14 protein-coding genes are annotated in these 23,223 nt (G+C 47.4%); 11 read left to right on the top strand and 3 right to left on the bottom strand.

Annotated elements, in window-relative coordinates; all coding sequences use genetic code 11:
* The first annotated feature begins 61 nt into the window (after positions 1–61).
* The gene (locus KWJ01_RS16365; RefSeq protein ID WP_224997853.1) at positions 62–1,567 is read left to right on the top strand and encodes a sodium:solute symporter; all 1,506 of its coding nucleotides are present in this window, start codon (positions 62–64) and stop codon (positions 1,565–1,567) included.
* A 122-nt stretch (positions 1,568–1,689) separates the two neighbouring features.
* Here the strand turns inward: KWJ01_RS16365 and KWJ01_RS16360 are convergent, their stop codons facing one another.
* From KWJ01_RS16360 to KWJ01_RS16350, 3 genes are all read right to left on the bottom strand, one after another.
* The gene (locus tag KWJ01_RS16360; protein ID WP_224997851.1) at positions 1,690–2,433 is read right to left on the bottom strand and encodes a DeoR/GlpR family DNA-binding transcription regulator; all 744 of its coding nucleotides are present in this window, start codon (positions 2,431–2,433) and stop codon (positions 1,690–1,692) included.
* 192 nt (positions 2,434–2,625) lie between these two features.
* Complete coding sequence (locus KWJ01_RS16355; RefSeq protein WP_224997849.1) at positions 2,626–3,801, bottom strand: acyltransferase family protein; 1,176 nt, start codon at positions 3,799–3,801, stop codon at positions 2,626–2,628.
* A gap of 49 nt (positions 3,802–3,850) precedes the next feature.
* On the bottom strand, positions 3,851–6,907 hold the full coding sequence (locus tag KWJ01_RS16350) for a glycoside hydrolase family 3 N-terminal domain-containing protein (protein ID WP_224997848.1): 3,057 nt from the start codon (positions 6,905–6,907) through the stop codon (positions 3,851–3,853).
* 272 nt (positions 6,908–7,179) lie between these two features.
* Between KWJ01_RS16350 and KWJ01_RS16345 the strand changes: the two genes are divergently transcribed.
* The 10 genes from KWJ01_RS16345 (at position 7,180) to KWJ01_RS16300 (ending at position 23,121) form a co-directional block, all read left to right on the top strand.
* Positions 7,180–7,497, top strand: a complete 318-nt coding sequence (locus KWJ01_RS16345; RefSeq protein WP_224997847.1) for a hypothetical protein — start codon at positions 7,180–7,182, stop codon at positions 7,495–7,497.
* 44 nt (positions 7,498–7,541) lie between these two features.
* A complete protein-coding gene (nagB, locus tag KWJ01_RS16340) occupies positions 7,542–9,464 on the top strand; it encodes a glucosamine-6-phosphate deaminase (RefSeq protein WP_224997846.1) in 1,923 nt (640 codons plus the stop codon).
* A 223-nt stretch (positions 9,465–9,687) separates the two neighbouring features.
* A complete protein-coding gene (locus KWJ01_RS16335) occupies positions 9,688–11,238 on the top strand; it encodes a glycoside hydrolase family 10 protein (RefSeq protein WP_224997845.1) in 1,551 nt (516 codons plus the stop codon).
* A 111-nt stretch (positions 11,239–11,349) separates the two neighbouring features.
* Complete coding sequence (locus tag KWJ01_RS16330; protein WP_224997844.1) at positions 11,350–12,408, top strand: metallophosphoesterase; 1,059 nt, start codon at positions 11,350–11,352, stop codon at positions 12,406–12,408.
* A gap of 443 nt (positions 12,409–12,851) precedes the next feature.
* Positions 12,852–15,953 carry a SusC/RagA family TonB-linked outer membrane protein gene (locus KWJ01_RS16325; protein WP_224997843.1) on the top strand — a complete coding sequence of 1,034 codons (3,102 nt, stop codon included), beginning with the start codon at positions 12,852–12,854 and terminating at the stop codon, positions 15,951–15,953.
* Positions 15,954–15,958: 5 nt separating this feature from the next.
* A complete protein-coding gene (locus tag KWJ01_RS16320) occupies positions 15,959–17,374 on the top strand; it encodes a SusD/RagB family nutrient-binding outer membrane lipoprotein (RefSeq protein ID WP_224997842.1) in 1,416 nt (471 codons plus the stop codon).
* Positions 17,375–17,387: 13 nt separating this feature from the next.
* A complete protein-coding gene (locus KWJ01_RS16315; protein ID WP_224997840.1) occupies positions 17,388–17,840 on the top strand; it encodes a hypothetical protein in 453 nt (150 codons plus the stop codon).
* Between the two features lie 938 nt (positions 17,841–18,778).
* Positions 18,779–20,950, top strand: coding sequence for a cache domain-containing protein (locus KWJ01_RS16310; RefSeq protein WP_224997838.1), 2,172 nt, complete (start codon positions 18,779–18,781; stop codon positions 20,948–20,950).
* A 42-nt stretch (positions 20,951–20,992) separates the two neighbouring features.
* Entirely contained in the window at positions 20,993–22,348 is a 1,356-nt protein-coding gene (locus KWJ01_RS16305) for a porin (RefSeq protein WP_224997837.1), read from the top strand.
* A 371-nt stretch (positions 22,349–22,719) separates the two neighbouring features.
* The gene (locus tag KWJ01_RS16300; protein WP_224997835.1) at positions 22,720–23,121 is read left to right on the top strand and encodes a hypothetical protein; all 402 of its coding nucleotides are present in this window, start codon (positions 22,720–22,722) and stop codon (positions 23,119–23,121) included.
* Positions 23,122–23,223: the final 102 nt, after the last annotated feature.

Below are 23,223 nucleotides of genomic sequence, written 5' to 3'. Positions count from 1 at the left end.
CGCAGGTTTGCCGGCATTCGCTGCAGCGATGTAATCCTTCCATCATAAATCTATAGTTGCTATGCCCCCGATCGTTCTCTTAACCTTCCTTATTGGTTACTTCGCCGTACTGATTTTCATTTCATACATCACTTCTAAAGGCGCATCTGACAATTCAAGCTTTTTTATAGCCAACCGAAATTCAAAATGGTATTTTGTTGCCTTTGGCATGATTGGCACCGCGCTATCAGGGGTAACGTTCATATCAGTGCCCGGGGCCGTTGTCAACAGTAGTTTTGGTTATTTTCAGTTTGTGTTAGGCAATGCAGTTGGTTTTGTACTTATAGCCACTGTGCTGCTGCCATTGTACTACAGGCTTAATCTGATCTCTATTTACACTTATCTTGAGAGGCGGCTGGGCTACTGGAGCTACAAATCAGGTGCCATGATCTTTCTGATATCCAGGGTTATCGGTTCAGCCTTCAGACTTTACTTGGTGGCTATTGTGCTGCAGAAGTTTATTTTTGATGCCTGGAATGTGCCATTTGCAGCAACGGTTGCCATATGCCTGGTGCTTATCTGGCTGTATACCCACAAAGGAGGTCTTAAAACCATCGTAATCACAGATACCCTGCAAACCCTGTTCCTGCTTTCTTCGGTATTGCTGTCAATCTGGTTTATCTCCAGGAGTATGGGTATGGACCTGGCACAAACCTTTGAGGCAGTTAAAGAAAGCTCCTATTCGAAAATCTTTTTCTGGGAAGATTTTATGGCGAGTAAAACCCACTTTCTGAAGCATTTCATAGGGGGTATCTTTGTTACAATTGCCATGACAGGCCTGGATCAGGACCTGATGCAGAAAAACCTAAGCTGCAAAAACATCGGGGAAGCCCAGAAGAACATGCTCACCTTTACGGTGGTGTTTGTCTTCATCAACATATTTTTTCTGAGTGTAGGGGCACTGTTGTATCAGTATGCTGCTGTCCGGGGAGTAGATCTGACTTCTCTGCGAACACCAGACCACCTGTTTCCTGAAATTGCCCTGAACCACCTGAGTGTTTTGCCTGCCATTATTTTTATGCTGGGACTTACTGCAGCCACTTTTGCTACCACAGATTCGGCACTTACGGCGCTAACCACTTCGTTTTGTGTTGACTTTCTGGGTTTCGATAAAAAGGAAAACAAGAATGATCCCGGGCTCATCCGCACCCGGCATGTGGTGCATGTGGTTTTTTCGGTTATTATGCTGCTGGTGATCCTGGTTTTCAGAATCATTAATGATGATTCTGTTGTAAATGCAATCTTTAGGGCGGCTGGTTATACCTATGGCCCGCTGCTGGGACTGTTCGCTTATGGTATGATGGGCAACCGTGCCGTGGCCGACAGGCTTGTGCCTTTTATCTGCATTCTTGCTCCGGCTATTACCTATGTGTTTGATGCCAATTCTGTTGAATGGACAGGCTACGCCATGGGTTTTGAGCTTATTGTGGTAAATGCTGCCATCACCATGCTTTTACTGCTGGCAACGAGTGGATTATACAAAACAGATCAGAAGAGTATCAATACGGCATCTAAAATGCCGGCATAGACAAAGCCTGTAGCCAATTTGCAATAGAAGGTGCCAAGTCCGGCTCTAAATGATTGCAGGCTGCAGTAAAAGTATGCCTGAAGAACAGCGGCTAGTGAAACATTAACTAAGCCCGAATGTACTCATAACACCGTTACTGCTTTGGTGTATCCTTTGAGAGAAGGGATCGATGGTTTCAGGTCTGTAACCAGGTAATGGACATTGCTTAAATCGCAAACCTTCAAATCCTGGCTGGAGTTTAGTTTTTCAGCAATGCTCATGATCACTACTTTTTTCGCACTTCTCATCATGGCCTTTTTTACCTGAACAACCTCCCAGTCGGAGTCGGTAACGCCCTCCTCCAGTGAGATGCTGTTGGCACCTAAAATGCACAGATCAACTTTGATTTCATACAGCTGGTTTACGACCTGTGCGCCTATGTTTATTTGTGCGTTTTTAGAGAGCTGCCCTCCCAATAAAATAACTGTTACGCTGTTGTGCTCTGCCAGCTCCAGTGCAACCAGCGGGCTTACAGTAAAAAATGTGCATTTTAAACCATCAGGAATCAGGCGTGCTACCTCTATCATGGTAGTACCGCCTCCAACAAGCACTGTCATGTCGTCCTTTAGTAGCTGAATTACTTTCTGGGCAATGTGCTTCTTAGACTCTTTTGCATAAACATCATTAGCCTGAAAAGGATAGTGAAATGATTTGGAGAGGGCACCACCATGAACTTTCAGGATTTTTCCGCTTTCGGCCAGCTCATTTAAGTCTCTTCTTACAGTATCTTCAGATACATTAAGTTTAATGCTTAAATCAGACGAGAGCACTTTGTTGTGCAGGTTGATCTGCTTTATGATAAAATCCTGACGTTCTTCCTTTAACATATACCTGATGATATGAGATAATTTACAAATATAGGGTGATGGGCTTCAATATAAAAAGGATTTTATATGGCGCTGTAAACGATATTGATAACTGGAAGAATGGTTTGATAGCAGGCAGGGCTGATGTTATTTTGCATTGAAGGAGGGCGTAATAAAGCCGCTTAGTGCCGTTTAGCTGCTGCTGCGCAAAGATTACACTTTAACATAAATCTTTTTCTTGTCCATCCAGTAACCTACCAGCCACATCAGCAGCATATAGCTAAGGGCAAAGAGGAGGGAAGCAGTTTTTCCTTCCGTCCAGCTAAGGAAGAGGTTGGTATAAATCCCCATTTGCAGGCTCTTACCTTCTACCTGAATAAAATTCAGCAGCTTGATGACCAGGGTGGCAAAAGCAAAGATAAATAAGGGGTTTTTACCAAAGGCCTCGAAGAAGTAGGCCCATTTAGTATAGCCGGCTATTTCAATCACCAGCATAAGGCTTGCCAGTAATATTGAGCAAAGGCCTACGGAATGCAATACATAAGAACTGGTCCATAAGGGTTTGTTGATAGGAAATTGTGTATCCCATGCCAGGGCTGCGCCTATCAGCAAAGCACCTGCTACCGTTAGTATGAGAACAGACTGCAGGTTGTTTCCATTTTTCCGGATGAATTTACCTGCAAAGTATCCTGCTATTACATTCACCACTGCAGGCAGGGTGCTAAGGAGTCCTTCCGGATCGAAGGGAATTCCAAAACCTTTGTATAGATTTTGATCGGGTATGAAAAGTGAGTCAAACTTTAAAGCAGCATTGCCTTCCAGGCTATAGGGTGCTGCACTATCGCCAAAAATGTATAAAATGGCCCAGTATCCGAAAAGGGCAAAAAGACTGAAGATAAGTGCGCCTTTAGGCTTCAGGTAATGCAGTACCATGGCTGCAATAAAATAGCAGAGGGCAATGCGCTGCAGTACTCCCATAATGCGCACCCCTGTAAATTCCTTAAGCACCAGCTGGCCTTCTGTTGTGCGGCTTATAAAGGGAAAAAGATGCAGAAACAGCCCAATGCCAAAAATAAGGGCAGTTCGCTTGATAACCTTTGCCAGAAACACACTGTCAGGCTGAAGTTCAAATTTGCGCATGCTAAAGCTCATGGCATTGCCAACCACAAAGAGGAAAGAAGGAAACACCAGATCGGTAAGGGTAAAGCCATGCCAGGCTGCATGCCTGAAGGGAGCATAAATGCTGCCCCAGCTTCCGGGATTATTAACAACAACCATCAGTGCAATGGTTAAGCCTCTGAGTACATCCAGTGAAAGGTATCTTCCCGAGGTTTGCTGGCCCGCCAGCTGAGTGGCTGCTGCAGGCTTATTTAAGGTGATGAAGCTCATGGGCTGCTGTGGCTGAAGTGATAAAGCTTATAAGGGGCCTTGCCTGGAATTACTCTTCAGAAGAAGTGGCAGTGCTTGCTGTTTCTGCTCTTTGTATGGCATTGTACACCACCTGAAGTACATTGGTGCGCGTATTCAGTTTGCTTAATTTACTGTTATCGCGGCTTGGGTTAACCCGGTTAGAAAGGAATACATAAACAATCTCATTGGCAGGATCTATCCAGGTGTAGGTGCCGGTAAAGCCAGAATGGCCAAAGCTCTCCGCAGGCGCACTTTGGGCTGCATTGCTGTTGGCAGCTCCGGGCTTGGAGGGACGGTCAAATCCCAGGGCCCGGTAATTGCCCTGTTCACAAAACTGGCACTTGCTGAACTGGCTTACTGTATTGTTTTCAATGTAGGTTCTTTCTGCATAAGTGCCATCGTTGAGGTATAGTTGCATGAGTTTAGCCAGGTCATTTGCATTGCCAAATAAACCGGCATGGCCACTTACGCCACCCAGCATTGCCGCACCCTCATCATGTACTGTGCTATGCAGTAGCTGGTTGCGGAAATGGGGTTCATATTCTGTTGGTACAATATGGGATGAGGGGTAGTGTTTATAGGGGTTAAAGGTTAAAGAAGTGGCCCCTAGTGGCTTGTATATTTGCTCTTTCAGGTAGGTTTCGAACTCCTGGCCCGTAATGCCTTCCACTACTTTGGGAGCCAGTATAAAAGACAGGTCGCTGTACACATAGCCTGGCTTTTCGTTCAGGGGCGATTCTTTGATTTCTTTATAGATCTTGTCGGCATATTTACGGTGAATGTACAGGTTGTCAGCCACCATGATAGGGAAGCGCCTGGAGCGCTTATTCTTAAAGGTATACCACCTGAATTTGCCATTTTTCCTAACTGTTTCTCTCCAAAAAGGAATCCAGGATTTCAAACCTGCCTGGTGTGTAAGAATATCACGGTATACCAGTTGCTCCTTGTTGGAGCCCCGCATCATGGGCAGGTATTCGCCCAGTGTTTTGTTTACATCAAAGCGGCCTTCACCCTGGAGCTTCATGAAGGCGGCAAGGGCCGTGCTGATTTTTGTAACTGATGCCAGGTCGTACAAATCGGTGTTTTGTACCGGTATCTGGTTTTCGTAGGTATGGTAGCCAAAAGATTTGTGGTAAATAACCTTGCCGTTTTTGGCCACCAGCACCTGGGCACCGGGTGTTGCTTTTTCACTGATGGCTTGTTGTACCAGGGAGTCAATCCCGGCCAGATCGGCAGAACGGAGGCCAACTGCCTCTGGCACACTGTACCCCAGGCGCAGGCCACCCTGGGTGGTTAAGCCGTCGCCAAGCTGAAAGAACTGGTTAACATTTACAGGTAGTTTGCCGCTTGCTCCAATGCCACCAAAAAAGAGTTGTGCTGCCAGCTGCTGTGTGTGTGGTGTTTCCTGGTATGCGGCCAGCAGGGCATCTGCTTTTTCCAGGCTATCGAAGCTGCCCAGGCTGTAAACATTGCCAAAGATGCTTACCAGGGTAGGTTTGGAGCGAATAAGTTCTTTCAGAAAGAGGTCCATTTCGGCGGTAACACCAAAGTTGGCGCCGCCGGCTTTTAGCTGCAGGTTATGTACCCCTGCAATAATGAGATTGTAAGGCTGCAGGCGTAGTTTAAGGTTTTGCAGTTCGGCCAGTGTGCTGCTGGGAGAAAGAAAAAAGGTATCTACTTTGGTGTACAGGGCCAGGCTGCGCTGAAATTCTGTTTGCTCCCTGCTGCCAATGGCCAGTGCAGCTATTTTCAAAGTGTCCAGCTGCCGGAGAGGTACGATGCTCTCTTTGTTGCGCAATAAGGTAAGCGAGGCCGCAGTAAGCTGCCGGATCAGGTAGTTAGCGTGCGGGTTGTTCAGATCCTGAACAAGTTGTTTTGTTTCTATGGGCTGCCACTGGTCCAGGCCGGCCCATTTTTTTGCTGCCAGCACTTTCCGGCAGCGAGTGTCTATTTCTGCCTGCGTAATTTCGCCTTTGCTAATGGCTTTTTTGATTTCCTCCAGGGTTTTGGCAACATCCATGGCGTTGAGAAGAATATCGTTGCCGGCAAGCAGTGCTTTTACGTCTACAACGCCGGGCGGGTAAAACTTGGCAACACCCTGCATATTGAGTGCATCGGTAAACACAAGCCCTTTGTAGTTCAGCTCTCCCTTCAGTAAATCGGTAACAATGGGTTTTGATAGGGTAGAGGCCAGGTTAGGGGTGTTGTCTAACACAGGGATGTTCATATGGGCTACCATTACACTTGCCAGTCCGTTGGCCATTAGGTGCCTGAAGGGATGGAGTTCTACAGAATCGAGGCGAATGCGGGAAAAGTTAATAAGTGGCAATCCGTAGTGAGAATCGACATTTGTATCGCCATGGCCTGGAAAATGTTTGGCGCTGGCTAGTACATGCTGGTCCTGAAGCCCTTGCATATAAGCCAGCGATTTGCTGGCTACATTGTGTTTGTCTTCTCCGAAAGAGCGGAAGCCAATGACCGGGTTATTTGCATTATTATTGATATCTACGGTTGGGGCAAAGTTAATCTGTATGCCCAGGCGCCTGCACTGCCGGCCTATTTCAGCGCCCATTTCATAGATGAGCTGCTCGTTTTCAATACCGCCAAGAGACATCTGGTAAGGAAAACGCGCGGTGCTGTCCAGGCGCATTGCCAGGCCCCACTCTCCATCTATGGCCACCATCATAGGTACCTTGCTCTCGCGCTGAAAGCGGTTAGTCATGTGGGCCTGCCGTACGGGGCCGCCCTGAAAGAAAATCATGCCCCCCACTTTATAAGTTCCTATTAAGGTGCTGATGGAATCGACATAGGACTGGTTCCTGTTGGAGTATACTGGAATCATGATCAGCTGCGCAATTCGTTCTTCCGGGCTGAGGGTGCTGAATACGGAGTCAACCCAGTGGTGGTTGGTTTCTTTCAGGAAGTCTGGAGCAGATTTTGGCTGAATAGCCGCCGTTGTGCTTTTTGCTGCGCTTGTTTTGCGGGATTCTGCGCTTTTTGCAGGCTGCTGCGCCTTGGTTAGGGAGGGCGCCAGGAGTAAAGCTGCTAGAGTAAAAACAAGGGCTAGTCTATATGTGGCAGTCATAAGCAGTGGGTGATAAGTGCTATGCTAATTTAGAAGAAAATAATACACTTGTATTTTTTATGCGGAAAATTTTTAAAAAACCGCAAAAAAAAGCAATATTACAGCATTGGTTCTAAAGCCAAACAGAGCGCTAAAAGATGCCTAAGTGGCGGGGGTTGTCAATCAGGAGTTTTTAAGCTTTTTGTTAACGCTCGGCGAGGCTTTTCTACCGCAAGCGCTACCAGGGATATGGATAAGGAAATGCATGTAATATACCCATAAGATTGCATCTCATGACTATTCTTTTTTGCCAGATCTCTTTTTTACTCCTTGCAGCTGCTGTTGTTGCATCCTTTGTTTCATGTACAGGGGCATTTGCCGGCAGGCTGTACAGGCAACAGGCTATACAGCAACAGGCAAAAGTGTATGGTCGTACGCTGTTCATCAATCCTTTAGTAAACGCAGCAGAAGCTGTATATCGTACCGGGGGCTGTCAGGTGGCGGCGGGTAATTCCAACATCAGCAGGAATACCGGACCAATTGTTCTGCTGGCACCCATAAATTCTACAGCTTATTCATTCTACAGCTCCGGTCTATCGGGAGCAGCATGACAGCTGAATGCAGATCAACCAAGCATTAATCATTAATAAAAACTATGGCTCGTTTAAATCTTCTTGAAGAAACCCGGTTCGAGAAATTGCCGGTAACGGTCTATGCTGATGAGCATGTTGCCTCCAGAATGGTGGCGCAGCGAATAGAGTACCTCATTCGGCGAAAGCAGGAGTTGGGCGAGAGAGCAGTACTGGGGCTGGCAACGGGTGCCACGCCTGTAGGCGTGTATGCCGAACTGGTACGATTGCATAGGGAGGAGGGTTTAAGCTTTAAAAATGTGGTAACCTTCAACTTGGATGAATACTATCCTATGCAGCCCACAGCCAAACAAAGCTATGTTACCTTTATGCGCGAAAATCTGTTCGACCATATTGATATCGACAAACAGAACATCCATATTCCGGATGGTACGCTTGCAAAAGAAGATATAGCGACCTACTGCCTGGCCTACGAACAGAAAATAGAAGCTTATGGCGGACTGGACCTGCAGATTCTGGGCATAGGCCGTACAGGTCACATCGGTTTTAACGAACCAGGCTCTGCTCCTAACTCTGGCACCAGGCTGGTAACCCTGGATGACCTTACCCGCCGCGATGCATCACGCGACTTTGGCGGAAAAGAAAATGTGCCAACCAAAGCCATCACCATGGGCATTGGTACCATTTTTAAAGCCAGGGAAATTATTCTGATGGCCTGGAGCAAAAAGAAGGCACCCATTATTCAAAAAGCTGTTGAAGGAGAAATATCAGGCGAGGTGCCTGCTACCTACCTGCAGCTTTCCGATAATGTAGAATTTATCCTGGATGAAGATGCCGCCTCTGAGCTTACCCGCTTTAACACCCCCTGGCTGGTAAAAGATTGTGTGTGGGATGATATGCTCATCAAAAAGGCGGTTATCTGGCTTTCTGCAACTGTTAATAAGCCTATTCTTAAGCTTACCGACGAGGATTACAACAACCATGGCATGGCACAGCTGGCCACAGAAAAAGGTCCTGCGTACAACATCAACATCCATGTATTCAACAAGCTACAGCATACCATTACCGGCTGGCCCGGGGGCAAGCCCAGTGCCGACGACTCCCAGCGCCCCGAGCGTGCAGAGCCTGCCCGGAAACGCTGCCTGATCTTCTCGCCACATCCCGATGATGATGTAATCTCCATGGGAGGCACCTTTATACGCCTGGTAGACCAGGGGCATGATGTGCATGTGGCTTATCAAACCTCGGGCAATACAGCGGTGTGGGATACCGATGTACTCCGTTACGTAGAGTTTGCCATAGACTTCAACAAAAGCATTGGCAAGGATTGTGATTCGCTTTGCTCTACTTATGAAGAAATGCGCAGGTTCTTCAAAAAGAAGCAACCCAATGAGGTAGACCTAAAGGAAATTCGTGACGTTAAGGCTTTTATTCGTAAGTCAGAGGCAATAGCCGGTGCGCGCTATGCAGGCCTGTCTGATGATCATATACACTTTATGGCCCTGCCTTTTTATGAAACAGGTAAAACAGTAAAGAACCCGGTAACAGCGGCTGATGTAGAGCAAACAGTAGCGCTGCTGCAGCAGGTAAAGCCCCACCAGGTATTTGCTGCCGGTGATTTTGCCGACCCCCACGGCACGCACATTGTTTGCTTCAGAATTATTCTGGCAGCACTGGAGCAACTGCGCAAAAAGGAGGCCTGGGCGCAGGATTGCTGGCTGTGGATGTACAGGGGTGCCTGGCTTGAGTTTGAAACCCACGAAATTGAAATGGCAGTGCCGTTATCGCCCCAGGAGGTAACACGTAAAAAAATAGCTATTTTCCAGCACCAGTCTCAAAAAGACAGGCCGGTGTTTCCGGGTGATGACGAGCGTGAATTCTGGGTAAGAGCACAGGAGCGAAACCGCGAAACGGCAAATAGCTACCACCGCCTGGGGCTGGCAGACTACGAGGCCATGGAAGCTTTTGTTCGCTGGAAATTTGATTGAGTTTCTAAGTGTTCAGCTGCTGTCTTTAGCCGCCAGCTAGGGGTAGGTGTCGGTTTGGTGTTGCCCCGGTACTGCCCTTCTGATTAGCCAGGCCCGGTTCCAGGCATTTTTTGCCTCCTGTTGCCCGGTAAAGTAAAAGGGAAGTGCCTGTGGACTTTGCGGTAGAAAAGTACTGGAACAGGTAAACCTTGCTTTTGAATTACACAAATATTAAAGCCATCTGATGCAAAGTAAAGCTGATTCTTTTGGGGTGCTGTTAGCTCTTTTTCTTTTCTTGTCATTTTCCTCCCTGGCTCAGCAGGCGCCAAAAAGGGAAATGCGTGCTGCATGGATTGCCACCGTAGCAAATATTGACTGGCCATCTAAAAAAGGATTAAGCGCACAGGAGCAGCAGCAAGAGTTTGTGGAACTGCTGGACCACCTGCAGTCGGTGGGCATGAATGCCATTATTGTGCAGGTGCGGCCGGTTGCAGATGCACTTTATCCATCCTCCTACGAGCCATGGTCTGAGTACCTTTCCGGCGTGCAGGGGCAGTCGCCACAGCCTTATTACAACCCGCTCAGCTTTATGATAGAAGAGGCAAGAAAGAGAGGGCTGGAGTTTCATGCCTGGTTTAACCCTTACCGGGCCAGCATGAACGAGGGCTTTGTGCATTCGGCCGATCACCCCATTAACAAGCACCCCGAGTGGTTTGTGCAGTATGGTGGAAAGTGGTACTACGATCCGGGTATTCCTGCAGCCCGGGAGTTTGTGTTTAATTCCATCATGGAAACGGTAAAGCATTACGATCTGGATGCTGTCCACTTCGATGATTATTTTTATCCCTACCGCATTGCCAAACAGGAGTTTCCCGACAGTGCCTCCTATGCTGCCTATGGCAAGGCCGACTTTGAGAATATTGAAGACTGGAGAAGAAATAATGTAGATTATTTTGTAGAGGAGCTATCCAGGAGAATCAAGGCAGAAAAACCGCATGTAAAATTCGGGATCAGTCCCTTTGGTGTTTGGCGCAACATAGCCAAAGATCCGCTGGGCTCCAATACAAAGGCAGGCCAGACCAATTACGACGACCTGTTTGCTGATGTATTAAAATGGCTTAGAGAAGGCTGGATCGATTACGTTACCCCACAGCTGTACTGGCACATAGGTTTTGAGCTGGCCGATTACCAGGTGCTGGTAGACTGGTGGAGTAAAAACGCTTACGGCAGGCATTTGTACATTGGGCAGGGCATCTACCGGATGGGCGAAAAAGGCTGGGAAGATCCTAACGAAATCATCAGGCAGATACAGCTGAACCGATCCTACCCGCAGGTACATGGCAGTATGTATTTTAGTGCAAAGGTGTTCAGGCACAATAAGCAGGGAGTTGTTGAGAAGATGGAAAACCTCTATCAGCACAAGGCGCTGGTACCCCTGATGCCCTGGCTCCCTGCAGAGGCCCCGCAGGCGCCAAGCCTGAAAAGTATCAGTGGATCTCAGGGAAGTGGTGTAAGGCTCGAATGGCAGGAGGGTGCCTCCCGCAACAGTGCCTACTATGTGGTATACCGTTTCCAGGAAGGGGATCAGCCGGATGTAAACAATCCTGCGAACATAGCAGCCATTGTACCTCGAAATCCTTATGCAGTACAGCACTGGGTAGATAATTCGCTCCAGAAAAGAACTGCATATACTTACTTTGTTACGGCCGTAGACAGACTGCATAACGAAAGTACGGCAGGAGCCCCGGTGGTGATAAAAACAAGGGGCAAAAGAGGTGAAATACGCTTGCAATAGCAGTATTGCTGGTAGTAACGCAGGGAAGGCATAAGCCGGTGCCGGCCACAGGCAACGCTATGTAAATTTTAGTGCAGAAGCAGGTATTTAACATTTCAAACAGCAGTACCTATGAGCAGCAACCAAAGACGCAGTTTCCTGAAAAAGCTATCGCTTGCTGGCGCAAGCCTTGGGCTGGTTTTGCCTACTGCTTTGGCTACAGATAAGGGGGCTGCCAAAAAAAACAGCTTTACCTTTCTTCATCTTACCGATATGCATGTGCGCAGAAAGCGGCAGGGCCATAAAGGATACCAGGCATGTATTGATGCGGTGAATAAAAAAGAAGCAGCTGCCGATTTTGTACTGATGGGGGGAGACCTGGCTTTTGACGGAAATTATACAGCCAAGGAAGAGTTTGTAGATCAGCTTTCACTCTACAAACAGATATCAGACCAGCTGAAGATGCCTTATTATAACTCCATAGGTAATCACGATGTGCTGGGCTGGAATGCGCGCAGAAAAGTAGCGACAGATGATCCCGACCTGGGAAAAGTGCTGGTTATGCAGATGCTGAACATGGAGAAAAGCTACTACAGCTTTGACCACAAAGGCTGGCATTTTGTGGTGATGGACTCCATATATCCCACGCAGGAGGCCCATGGACCCTCTTATAAAGCTAAATTTGGTGCAGAACAGCTCGAATGGCTACGCTTTGATCTGGGGCAGCACAGCGGAAAGCCCACCGTTATCATGACCCACATAGCAGCCTTTTGTCATATTGGCCAGCTAAACGGAGATAGAGATTATAAGGCCATTGGCCATATGGTAGTAGAGGATACCCGCGAATTCAGGCATATTATAGAAAGGCATGGCGTAAAGGCAGTGTTGCAGGGGCATAGCCATGTGCCCGAAGGCTTTTGCTTTAATGGTGTATGGTACATCACCAGCCAGTCGGTAAGTGCAGCCTGGTGGGGCGGTAACTGGAAGGGCTATAAACCTGGGTACACTCTTTTTCGCGCAGAGGCAAATGCCCTAAGCTGGGAGCGAAAGACTTTTGAATGGGAGCACCAGCTGGAGCCGGAAGATGAGCTGGAAAGAAAGAAAATAGCAGAATGGAGTGCTTTTGAAGCACAGCAGGCTGGCCTGGCCCTGGAAGAAAAAGCAGGTGCAGCTGCTAAAACAAAACAGTGATACAATCCCCTGATTAACATGCCTGTCACATTAGCTTAGCTCTTGTGTAAGCAGAACTACGCGGTATTAAGCAGGTTATTTTTTGCTCATGTAGCCTGTTCTTTGATGATTTGCCAGAAACCTGGTTTGTAGCCAGTACCTGTCGCATGGTGTTGCTGACGGACGATGGCCCGTCTCCGGTCTTGGGTAGTATTTTTTTGCTTCAATGCCCAAGTAAGACTAAGCAAGGTAGGGTGCTGAAAGGATGATCTTGCTTTGATGGTATTGTGCCGGTAAAGCATGGATCAAGAGGTATGCTGATTTTGTGCAGGGACTAATTCAGTGATGGAGATGTAAATCTTAACTTCAATCTTATTAACTTAGGTTCAGCTAGTTACTGGGAAATGATGGCCGGTATAGCTGTGACCGCACCTGATTTTTTAATAACCACTAACATAATCAGAATGAAAAACGACTACCGCATTTTTATGCTGTTACTACTGCTGGTCTGTAGCGGGCAGTATGCATTGGCTCAGGAACGAATAGTCAGGGGCAGGGTTACTGATGCTACAGATAACAATGCCGTTGTAGGAGCCACTGTTAGGGTGCCCGGCACTGGCAAAGGTACCGTAACCGATGTTGACGGGCAGTTTTCGATAAGCCTGGCGCCAGATGAAAACAGGCTTGAGGTTTCTTTTGTAGGATATCTGCAGGAAGTATTGGAAGTGGGCAACAGGTCTTACCTGGAGGTTACCCTGGCCCAGGATCTGGAAACCCTCAGTGAGGTTGTTGTAACAGCTTTTGGTATAAAGCAGGAGCGAAAGTCGCTGGGTTACTCAGTTCAGGAGGTTAACAGCAGGGCAATTCAGGAAACCAACCAGCCAAACCCTTTAAATGCGCTGAAAGGCAGGGTATCAGGTATTAACATTACCAGCAGCAGTGGTGCTCCCGGTGCAGGCGCCGATATTGTCATCAGGGGTATCAACTCCCTCAACCCCAATGCAAACAACCAGCCCCTGTTTGTGATAGATGGTATACCTGTAAGTAACGAAACAAACCTGACCGGCGGGCGGGGCGGAGGAAATTTTACCAATACAAACCGCTTTGCAGATATCAACCCCGAGGACATTGAAACCATTTCTATTTTGAAGGGACCTGCAGCCTCGGCACTTTATGGCCTTCGGGCTGCAAATGGTGCCGTTATCATCACCACCAAATCAGGTAAAGCCGGTAAAACAGTCTTTAGCTTTAAAACCGCTTACAGCTTTGATGATGTTTACCGTACCCCGCCCATGCAGGACAGGTACAGCAGGGGCTTCAGGGGAAGGTTTGATCCGGCCGATTACCGGGCGGATGGCCCGCCGCTGCCTGATGGTACAGAAACCTACAACCAGTGGGATCAGCTCTTTGAGGTTGGCCACCAGTTTCAGAATAATTTTTCCTTTTCCGGTGGTAACGATAAAGCAACTTTCTACGGCTCGCTGGGCAGGCTGGATCAGTCGGGCGTAATGCCCAATACCAGCTTTGAAAGAACCAATGTTAAGATTGTGGGTTCGCTTAAGCCTTCAGATAAATTGACTATTGATGGTTCTGCCAACTTCATTAACTCAGATGGAACCACCCCAAGAATGGGTGTTGGTGCTGCCGGGGTAATATCGTATGCTACCCGTTATGCGCCGGAGATCAATATGGAAGATTATATAAATCCTGATGGCACACCTGTCAGGTACTCTACTCAGCTGGAGAACCCTTTCTACTTTGCCGAAAATGCCTATCAGGATGAGACGCTAAACCGTATTATTGGAAACCTTGGCCTTAACTATGCCTTTACCGACTGGCTAAATGTAGACTATCGCATAGGTATGGATAATTATGCCAACGAAAGGTTCCTGATTGCAAGGCCTCCGCTCTTAATTTCAGGCGCCAGCCGCGGAAGCATCAGCGAAGACTTTCTGACCTATCGTGAGATTAACAGCAACTTACTGCTGAACGGACAGGGAGAGCTATCGGAGGGGCTTACGCTTTCTGTTTCACTGGGAAACCAGATCACCAGTATCAACACCACAAACGTATCGGGCTCAGGCACCAATTTCATATTGCCTACTTTTAACAGTGTAAACAACCTGGGGCAGTATACGGTAAGATCTTTTCCAAGCGAAAGGAATATCATTGGAGTATTTGCCGATGCTAAGCTTAGCTTCCGCGAAACACTTTTCCTGAATGTAACAGGCCGTAACGACTGGTCTTCAACGCTACCGGAAGCAAACAGGTCATTCTTCTATCCTTCGGTAAGCCTGGGGTATGTGTTTACCGAAACCCTGGGGCTGGGCAACAACAGCATTCTTTCTTTTGGTAAGCTAAGGGCTGCTTATGCAGAGGTTGGTAAAGATGCTTCTCCCTACATGATTGGCAATTATTATTCTACCCAAACGCCTTTCAGGGGTGTTGCAGGCGTACAGAGAGACCTGGTGATAGGCTCCGAAGACCTGAAACCCGAGCGTACCAAAGCCTACGAGTTTGGTGTGGACCTTGCCTTTGTTGATAACCGCATCAGGCTGGATGCTACCTATGCCATCCAGAATTCTGTAGACCAGATTGTGCCCATCCCCACCAGCAGGGCCACTGGTTTTACCTCTTATGTTGCTAATGCCGGGGAGATTCAGAACCGGGTAATAGAGTTACTGCTGGATGGAGCCGTAGTACGCACAGAAAATTTTGGGTGGAATACCATGCTAAACTTTACAAGGCTGCGTAGTGAGGTGTTGAGCATGCCGGAAGGGGTAGATGTTATCACTTTTCAGCCGGAAACCCCCTGGGTAAAACAGCGCATACAAACAGGCGGCAGGCCAGGCGACTGGTATGGCTGGGAGCTAAGCCGGGTAGAAGACCCGGGCAGTGAATTTAATGGCAGGCTGGTAATTGTAGATGGCTATCCGAATGTAAACGACCAGTGGAAAGGAACGGCACTTTCTGAAGACAGGTACATTGGCAATGCTTTTCCTGACTGGGAGGCTGGCTGGAACAACAGCCTGCGCTACAAAGGCTTCAATCTAAGCTTCCTGTTTACTACCCGCCAGGGTGGCTATGCCTTTGATATTAACAGGCGCCTGCGCTATGGTGCTGCTGGTGGCGAAGCGCCAACAGGTTCGGAAACCGATTTGCGCAACAGGCTGGTGGTGTTTGATGGGGTAACCAACATTGGTACCGTAGATGAGCCCCAGTGGGTAGAAAACGAACTGGCAGTGCCCATTGGTGTGAGCGAGTTATACAGCCAGGCTTTCCGTTACCGGCTGGCCCGCGAGTTTAACGGCTTCCAGGATGCCAGCTTTATACGCCTGCAAAATGTGAGCTTTTCGTATACAATGCCTGCTTCTTTGCTGGAACGGCTGCCCTTTACAGGCATTACAGCTTCGGTTACCGGTAACAACCTGTGGATGACTTCGCCATTTATTGGCTTTGATCCGGAGCAAAGCGCCTATGGTCCCGGAAGCAATGTGTATGGATATGTTGGCACTAACATTCCTGCCATCAGAAGTATCTACCTAAGCCTCAACCTAACTTTCTGATTTACATGAAAAGATTATATTATATATGCTGTGTGTTAGGCATTCTGTTGGTTAGCTCATGCGATAGCTTGCTTAATGTAAACGACGATCCTGCACGTGTAAGTGCAGAAGAAGCCACTTTGCCAACCCTGCTTCCAAGTGCCATCCGCGCCAGTGCCACAACCATGTATGGTGCGGCACAATATGGCAATCAGTACCCGCAGTACCTGGCGGGGCAGGCCATCAGCCAGTACACCCCCTATGGTTTCGACCAGCTGTGGAGGCCCCTGTACTCGGAAGCACTGCCCACCCTGCAGGACATTATTGTAAGGGCAGAAGCCGCAGAAGCCTATAATTACTCAGGTATTGCAAAAACCTTGCTGGGGCTGCTGCTCATGACTGCTACTGATGTGTATGGATCCATTCCCTACACGCAGGCCAACCAGGGAACCGGTAACCTATACCCCTGCTACGATACCATGCAGGAGCTTTACGAAGAGCACATCATAAGCCTGCTGAACGAGGCTATTGAAGACTTGCAAAAGCCTGCGCCAGAACTGGCAGGTTTAAGGGTGGTGCAAAACGATTACATTTATGCCGGCGACCTGGAGCAGTGGCTGAAAGCAGCCTATGCCGTGCGTGCCCGCTATTATCTGCACCTTGCTAACCGCAACCCGGAGCTGTTAAGCAATGCCATAGCCGATGCCGAGCGCTCTTTTACCTCCAATGCAGATGATCTGGCATTAACATACGAAGAGCAAAATGCAAACCCCTGGTTTGGGTTCTTAGGAAATGCTACAAATAAAATTATGCGCCCCAGTAGTTACCTGGTTGATTTGCTGGCTGGCAGAAGCGCCTTTGCTGTAGAAGATCCACGCCTTACCGTTTACATGACCAAAACCGGTACAGCCGAGGCAGATGGCATCACACCCGGTGAACTCATTGGTAGTAATGCCCAGGCCAATGTAGATGTTACCGCATCAACCTGGCATGCAAGTGCAGAAGCTCCTTTAGAAATGATCACCTATGCTGAAATGCAATTTATACTGGCAGAAGCCTATTATCCCACAGATAAAGCTGCAGCCTATGCAGCCTATTTAAGGGGCATAGAGGCCAGCCTTAGCAAGGTGGGTGTTGCCCCGGAAGATATAGCAGCTTTTATGCAAAGTCCGGAAATTGCCGTGGGCGCAGAGAATTTAACCATCTCAGATATTATGCTTCAGAAGTACCTGGCGCTTTACCTGCAAATAGAAACCTGGACAGACATGAGAAGGTACCAGTACGATCCTGAAGTTTACATTGATCTTGAGAAACCCATAGTAAACCAGATACCGGGAAACCCCTGGATACAGCGCTCCAACATTGCTGATGATGAGCCGGGGGTAAACACCTGCCTGCCGGAAGTACCTGATCAGGGCGTTACATTGTGGTTATTTGAATAAAAGATGAATTGCTATGAACAAACTATATAAAACATTCGCAGCATTATTTTTTGGTATGGTGCTGTTTGCCTCCTGTGAAAAAGAACCCACAGAAGATTTAACCAACATCATTAAGGAGGATCTTGGCTACCTGCCGGTGATCGCGTCTTTCACGCTTAAATCTCCGGCAACAACAACCGTACAGCCCGGCACCCAGGCTACCTTCGATTTACGCTACTGGTCAGAGGGAGCGTTGAGCAAAGTTGAGTTCTGGATGATACAGGGCGAGAACGAAACACTGTTAACAGAGCAGGCTTATGTACCTGCCTACAGCACCCTGAGCAGAACCGATTCCCTGATCTTTAACTATACAGTACCTGCCAACCTACAACCTGGAGCTGCATTTTCAATACAAAGCAGGGTTTACAACGAAGGCCTGGAGGAGTACCCTGTGAGTTCGTCAGTTGCGCTTACCGTTGCACGGTAGTGTACCTGGATTTTTGATGAAGAGTTGCAGAAACAGGCAGATGCTCTGTTGCTGCCCGGTTTCCATTTGACCTAAATGGCATATACATCAGTGATGCGGTGCCTGTTTAGCGAAAAAGAGAAGCTGCTACGCAAGGCCCACCGGCAGTAGCGGCAAACCCGGAGGCTACAGGTGCCTGCGAGTAATAGAATGTTGACAGAGTAAGTTACTGATAAAGATTGTTGGTTGGTTTATTGTAGTAAAGCCCCCTGTTTGTTGGTTTACAGGGGGCTTTCTTCTTTTTACAGACTTACTTTAACTGAATGAGATGCTGCTGCCATACAGCTAATGCTTACACTTTGCCCGCCTTGCGGTACTACTTTTAGCACATCCATAGCCAGTACTATTTCCTGAAAATCCACTGGCTTTTGTTTGCTGTAAAAGACTGGTTTAGCTGTATGCTAAAACGCGTAGCTGCTTTCTATCAGGGAGTTGTAGGTTCCTGTCATTGCCTGGTTAAGGTAAGGTACATCAGGTTTTATAATGTTTTAGTGCCAATCATACTGTTTCTCTGCATTTATAACGTAAGAGTCTTTCCTATGACTAAAATCATGATTTTGAATGATGTCCGTCATAAATAACAGTTTTTGATGGTTTTCCCTGCCCCTGATAATGGTTTGCACTTATGTGTAATCTTGAATTTTTAAAACATTATATATCAATGTGTTGCGTAATTTCATTTTCCTTCTAATAAATGATTTGTTAACAGGAGCCGTGGCTGTGCGATAAAATGGCATTTCGCATGGTGATTGATAGGGTGTAATATGACTTATTAAATAGTTACCAATGTGCGGCATTCGTGCCGTAGTATTGTGCTGGTCATTAGATCTGTTGCGGCGCGTTGCCCGGATCTCGTTGAACCTGAACATATTATTGTACCCGATATCACCACTACTGTCATGAAGTTGAGTATTAGAAGAAAAGTATCTCTTCTGGTAATCTTCACACTTGTTCTTTCTGTAGTTACCCTTGCCTTCATAGCTATTTACAACATGAGGGAGCAGGTAGAAAGGGATCTGCAGACTTTCAGGGATGAAGAAAACCAAAAGGTTAGAGAAACACTGGAGGGCTATGTAAACCTGGCTTACCAGTCAGTGGAGACCAATTACAGGAATCTGGAGAGTAAGGAATATATCCAGAAAATCTATGGACACAGGCTTACCAATGTTATTGATGTTGCAGAATCAATTTTAAGGGCGAAAGCGACTAAGGTAAGGGAAGGCCAGCTAAGCCTGGCAGAGGCCCAGCAGCAGGCGCTCGCAGAAATTCAGGCAATCCGCTATGACAATGGTAGCGGATATGTGTGGGTTAACGATGCAACACTTCCATATCCCAGCATGATCCTGCACCCAATGCAGCCCGACCTAAACGGACAATTACTGAGCGACCCAAAGTACAACTGTGCTATGGGTAAGGATCAGAATCTTTTCCAGGCTATGGTAGAGGTATGCAAGACCAGCGGCAGGGGCTTTGTAGATTATAAATGGCCCAAGCCAGGTGCTGGAGGTATGGCTGCCACTGTACAGAAATTATCCTACGTATCGCTGTTTGCAGACTGGGGCTGGATAATAGGTACAGGGGTTTATATGGATGATGTACGGGCAGATATTATGCAAAAGACCCTGAAAGAGGTGGCTGACTTACGCTACGACGGAGACAAGGGCTACTTTTGGATAAACAATGACCAGCAGCCTTACCCCTTGATGGTAATGCACCCGGTAAAGCCTGAATTGAACAACAAGCCGCTGGATGATGCTAAGTTCAATTGTGTGAAAGGCACAAACCAGAACTTTTACCAGGCCATGGTAGAGGTAGCTAAAAGCAAGGGCAGCGGTTTTGTGGAATACATGTGGCAATTGCCGGAAAGCAGTCAGCCCGAACCTAAACTATCTTATGTAAGGCATTTCCAGCCGTATGGCTGGGTAATTGGAACAGGCGTACATACTGACGGCATAGATAAAATGATTGCGGCCAGGCAGGAGGAGATGTCGGGTCAGATCAACACCCTGGTGCTAACTATTGTACTGGTAAGCGTGGTGCTTATTGGTGCTGGTTCTGTTTCGGCTTTCTTCCTGGCCAAAACCATGACAAACGCCATTTACCAGGTAAAAGACAGGCTGCAAAGCTTAGCACTGGGCAAATCAATTGGTAGGGTTACGGTTAACAGCAAAGATGAAATTGGTGAAATGGCAGACTCCCTGAACAACCTGGTAGATGGCATAGATTCCTATACAGTTTTTGCCAGGGAAATAGGCAAGGGCAACCTCGATGCCAACTTCGCTGCCCTTAGCGAAGAGGATACCCTGGGTAATTCTTTGCTGCAGATGCGGCATGACCTGAAGCAGGTTGCCACAGAGGAAGGTATCCGCAAATGGGTGAATGAGGGTATTGCAATCTTCAGCGAGGTTCTAAGAAAGTACAACAATGATTTCGAGGGACTTTGCCTGAACATTAACAGCCAGCTGGTTAAATATATGGGTGCCAACCAGGGCTCTTTTTACATCCTGGAAAGCCAGGAGGGAAATAAGCAGTGCCTCGAGCTAAAAGCTTGCTTTGCCTACGATAAACGCAAATATGCAGATCAGCGCCTGGCAATTGGCGAGGGGCTAGCAGGGCAGGCGGTGCTGGAGAAAGATTACTTTTACCTTACTGATATTCCCCAGGGCTATGTGCGTATAAATTCCGGTTTGGGCGAGGCAACCCCTAATGCACTCCTGGTGATGCCTCTGATCAACAACGATGAGGTACTTGGTGTATTTGAACTAGCCTCCTTCCGCCAGTATAAGCCCTATGAAATTGAGTTTCTTCAGAAAGTGGCAGAGAGCATTGCCTCCTCGGTTTCTTCTGTAAAAGTGAATGAAGTGACCAGGCGCCTGCTGCAGGATACCCAGCAGATGACCGAGGAGATTCGTGCACAGGAAGAAGAGTTACGCCAGAATACCGAAGAACTCCTGGCCACCCAGGAAGAAATGAGCAGAAAACTACGGGAAGTAGAAAGAGAAAACATGCAGCTGCACGAACAGCTGCAGCTGATAAAAGAGAAAGGTACAGCAGCAGCTGTCACCAAATAATCTAAACCTTCTCTATCAAAGATTAAAGATATAAACAGGTGTATGAATAAAATTTACAGACTGAGTGTGTTACTTGTACTGTTGGCCATGGCCTGGTCTCCGGTAAAGGCTTACAAAGATTCAACAGATGTAGCGCCCATAGGCCCGGTAGATCATTCCTATAAGCCTTTGGTATTACGCCTAAACGAGGAGGGTTCCAAATACCTTCGCCTGATCATGTGGCACCAGTTTTGGGTGCGTTCTTCTGAGAATAACCCCGGAACCGTAAACGTAGCAGGGGAGCCGGTAACGAACAGCTTTGATATTGGGCTGCGCAGGTCCAGGATGCTGGCAATGGCACAGATTTCACCGCGTTTCCTGATCCTTACTCATTTTGGGATCAATAACCACTCCTTTGTGAACGGAGGGGCTAATGGTACGGGTAATAAAAAGCCAGGTCTGTTTATTCATGATGCCTGGACAGAGTACGCGGTGATCAATGAAAAGCTGTATGTTGGTGCCGGGCTGCATTACTGGAATGGTATCAGCCGGTTAACGAACTCCAGTACGTTAAACATGCTCACACTTGATGCACCTATATTTAACTGGCCCAATATTGAGCTCACCGATCAGTTTGCACGCCAGTACGGTATTTATGCAAAGGGCAAGCTGGGTAAGCTGGATTACAGGCTGGCCCTTAATAAACCCTTTACCACAGGTGGTGCGCCTGTAGAAGGCCGGGCAACTAACCGCTTGAATGATGAGCTGGCATTGCAGGGTTACCTTAACTACCAGTTTCTGGAGCAGGAGAGCAACCAGTTACCCTATATGGTTGGTACTTACCTGGGAACCAAAGAAATCTTCAACATCGGTCTGGGTTTCCACCACCACCCCAAGTCAACAGCCCTCATGCAGGATGGGGAGGTGCAGATACATGATATGCTATTATTGGGTGCAGATGTTTTCTATGAGAGGCCGGTGGGCAGATATGCCTTGTCTGCATACTCCAGCCTGTACAGCTACGACTTTGGCCCTAACTACATCAGGAATATAGGTATCATGAATGTGGGGCAGACACCAGAAGAGGGATCTGCCACCTGGGAAGAGCTGGGTTTCAATGGCGCAGGCACAGCACAGCCAACAGTTGGCACCGGAACTATTTCTTACACCCAGCTGGGTGTGCTGTTGCCTAAGTTAAAAAATCAGGCACAGCTAATGCCTTATGTAACCTACACCAGGAAAAACTTTGAGTTCTTCCAGAAAGGCAGCAGCCAGTACGACCTGGGGCTAAACTACTTCATCAATGGTCATAATGCCAAAATAACGGCCCAATACAGTACTCGCCCGCTGTACAGCAAAAGCCTGCAACATCTTGGAAATGCTGGTGAGCTCACCATTCAAACCCACATCTTTTTATAAGACTTAGCAAAAAACAGTGCTTTACATGCCTGCTTATTTGCAAAAGCCTGCTGAGGCTTTCGCCTATGAGCTTCGCTTGCCGGCACAGGCCGCCCTTCTGTAAGAGGGATGGTAAGCGTTGAGCAAAAGCCTTTAAAAATAAAAACTGTACATCGGGGAAGGCTGTAATTTCCTGGTGTACAGTTTTTTATTTCCACACTTTCCTGTTGAATCACTCTACGACTGTTGATGCATTCCTCACTTCTGTAGACGCCGGAAACTAAGTTTAATTTTATAAAATCCTATAAAACAGTGTGTTATGATATTTTTCATTTTTTGGCATAGTCTTTTCTAATACTAGGGCAGTACTATTTTTATAATTAGAAATAAACATGAAAAAGACAGCATTAACTTTTGTAGCATTAGCTTTTGGAATGGGTGTTGCATTTGCTCAGACTACTCCACAAACTGAAGATAAACCAGCCGTTAATACAGAAGAGTCTATCACTACTGATAAAATGTCTGACACTCCAGCACAACCCGGTCTGCGTGAGATGGAGGTTGCCGATTTGCCTGCAGCCGTTCAGGAGTCACTGAAAAGTGATGAGTTCAAGGCTTATACAGTATTAGCAGTAGCTGAAGTAGAGCAGGATGATGCGCAGGCAACTACTAAATATTACCAGGCAGCACTTGGTGAAAGCGAAACTGCTCAGCCAAGCCTGATTGTGCTTTTCGATGAGAAGGGCAAAGCTGTTGCTCAAAAAGCAACCGATCCTGAAAAACAGGAAGAATAGGACAACAGAATATACCTGTTTCTGGTACACATGGTGCCTGCGAACGCCGTGTTAGTATGTTACAGGTACAGTACTTAGGTACTTTGGTTTATTTTGCGACCA

Source organism: Cesiribacter sp. SM1 (assembly GCF_020178975.1).
GTDB lineage: Bacteria > Bacteroidota > Bacteroidia > Cytophagales > Cyclobacteriaceae > Cesiribacter.
The sequence above is the reverse complement of the archived record's forward strand: the minus strand, read 5'-3'. Positions and strand labels throughout refer to the sequence as shown.

What these genes read in the sequence shown, in the direction of transcription:
- KWJ01_RS16365 (WP_224997853.1), top strand. Translation starts at nt 62, where the DNA reads ATGCCCCCGATCGTTCTCTTAACCTTCCTTATTGGTTACTTCGCCGTA.
- KWJ01_RS16360 (WP_224997851.1), bottom strand. Translation starts at nt 2,433, where the DNA reads ATGTTAAAGGAAGAACGTCAGGATTTTATCATAAAGCAGATCAACCTG.
- KWJ01_RS16355 (WP_224997849.1), bottom strand. Translation starts at nt 3,801, where the DNA reads ATGAGCTTCATCACCTTAAATAAGCCTGCAGCAGCCACTCAGCTGGCG.
- KWJ01_RS16350 (WP_224997848.1), bottom strand. Translation starts at nt 6,907, where the DNA reads ATGACTGCCACATATAGACTAGCCCTTGTTTTTACTCTAGCAGCTTTA.
- KWJ01_RS16345 (WP_224997847.1), top strand. Translation starts at nt 7,180, where the DNA reads ATGACTATTCTTTTTTGCCAGATCTCTTTTTTACTCCTTGCAGCTGCT.
- nagB (WP_224997846.1), top strand. Translation starts at nt 7,542, where the DNA reads ATGGCTCGTTTAAATCTTCTTGAAGAAACCCGGTTCGAGAAATTGCCG.
- KWJ01_RS16335 (WP_224997845.1), top strand. Translation starts at nt 9,688, where the DNA reads ATGCAAAGTAAAGCTGATTCTTTTGGGGTGCTGTTAGCTCTTTTTCTT.
- KWJ01_RS16330 (WP_224997844.1), top strand. Translation starts at nt 11,350, where the DNA reads ATGAGCAGCAACCAAAGACGCAGTTTCCTGAAAAAGCTATCGCTTGCT.
- KWJ01_RS16325 (WP_224997843.1), top strand. Translation starts at nt 12,852, where the DNA reads ATGAAAAACGACTACCGCATTTTTATGCTGTTACTACTGCTGGTCTGT.
- KWJ01_RS16320 (WP_224997842.1), top strand. Translation starts at nt 15,959, where the DNA reads ATGAAAAGATTATATTATATATGCTGTGTGTTAGGCATTCTGTTGGTT.
- KWJ01_RS16315 (WP_224997840.1), top strand. Translation starts at nt 17,388, where the DNA reads ATGAACAAACTATATAAAACATTCGCAGCATTATTTTTTGGTATGGTG.
- KWJ01_RS16310 (WP_224997838.1), top strand. Translation starts at nt 18,779, where the DNA reads ATGAAGTTGAGTATTAGAAGAAAAGTATCTCTTCTGGTAATCTTCACA.
- KWJ01_RS16305 (WP_224997837.1), top strand. Translation starts at nt 20,993, where the DNA reads ATGAATAAAATTTACAGACTGAGTGTGTTACTTGTACTGTTGGCCATG.
- KWJ01_RS16300 (WP_224997835.1), top strand. Translation starts at nt 22,720, where the DNA reads ATGAAAAAGACAGCATTAACTTTTGTAGCATTAGCTTTTGGAATGGGT.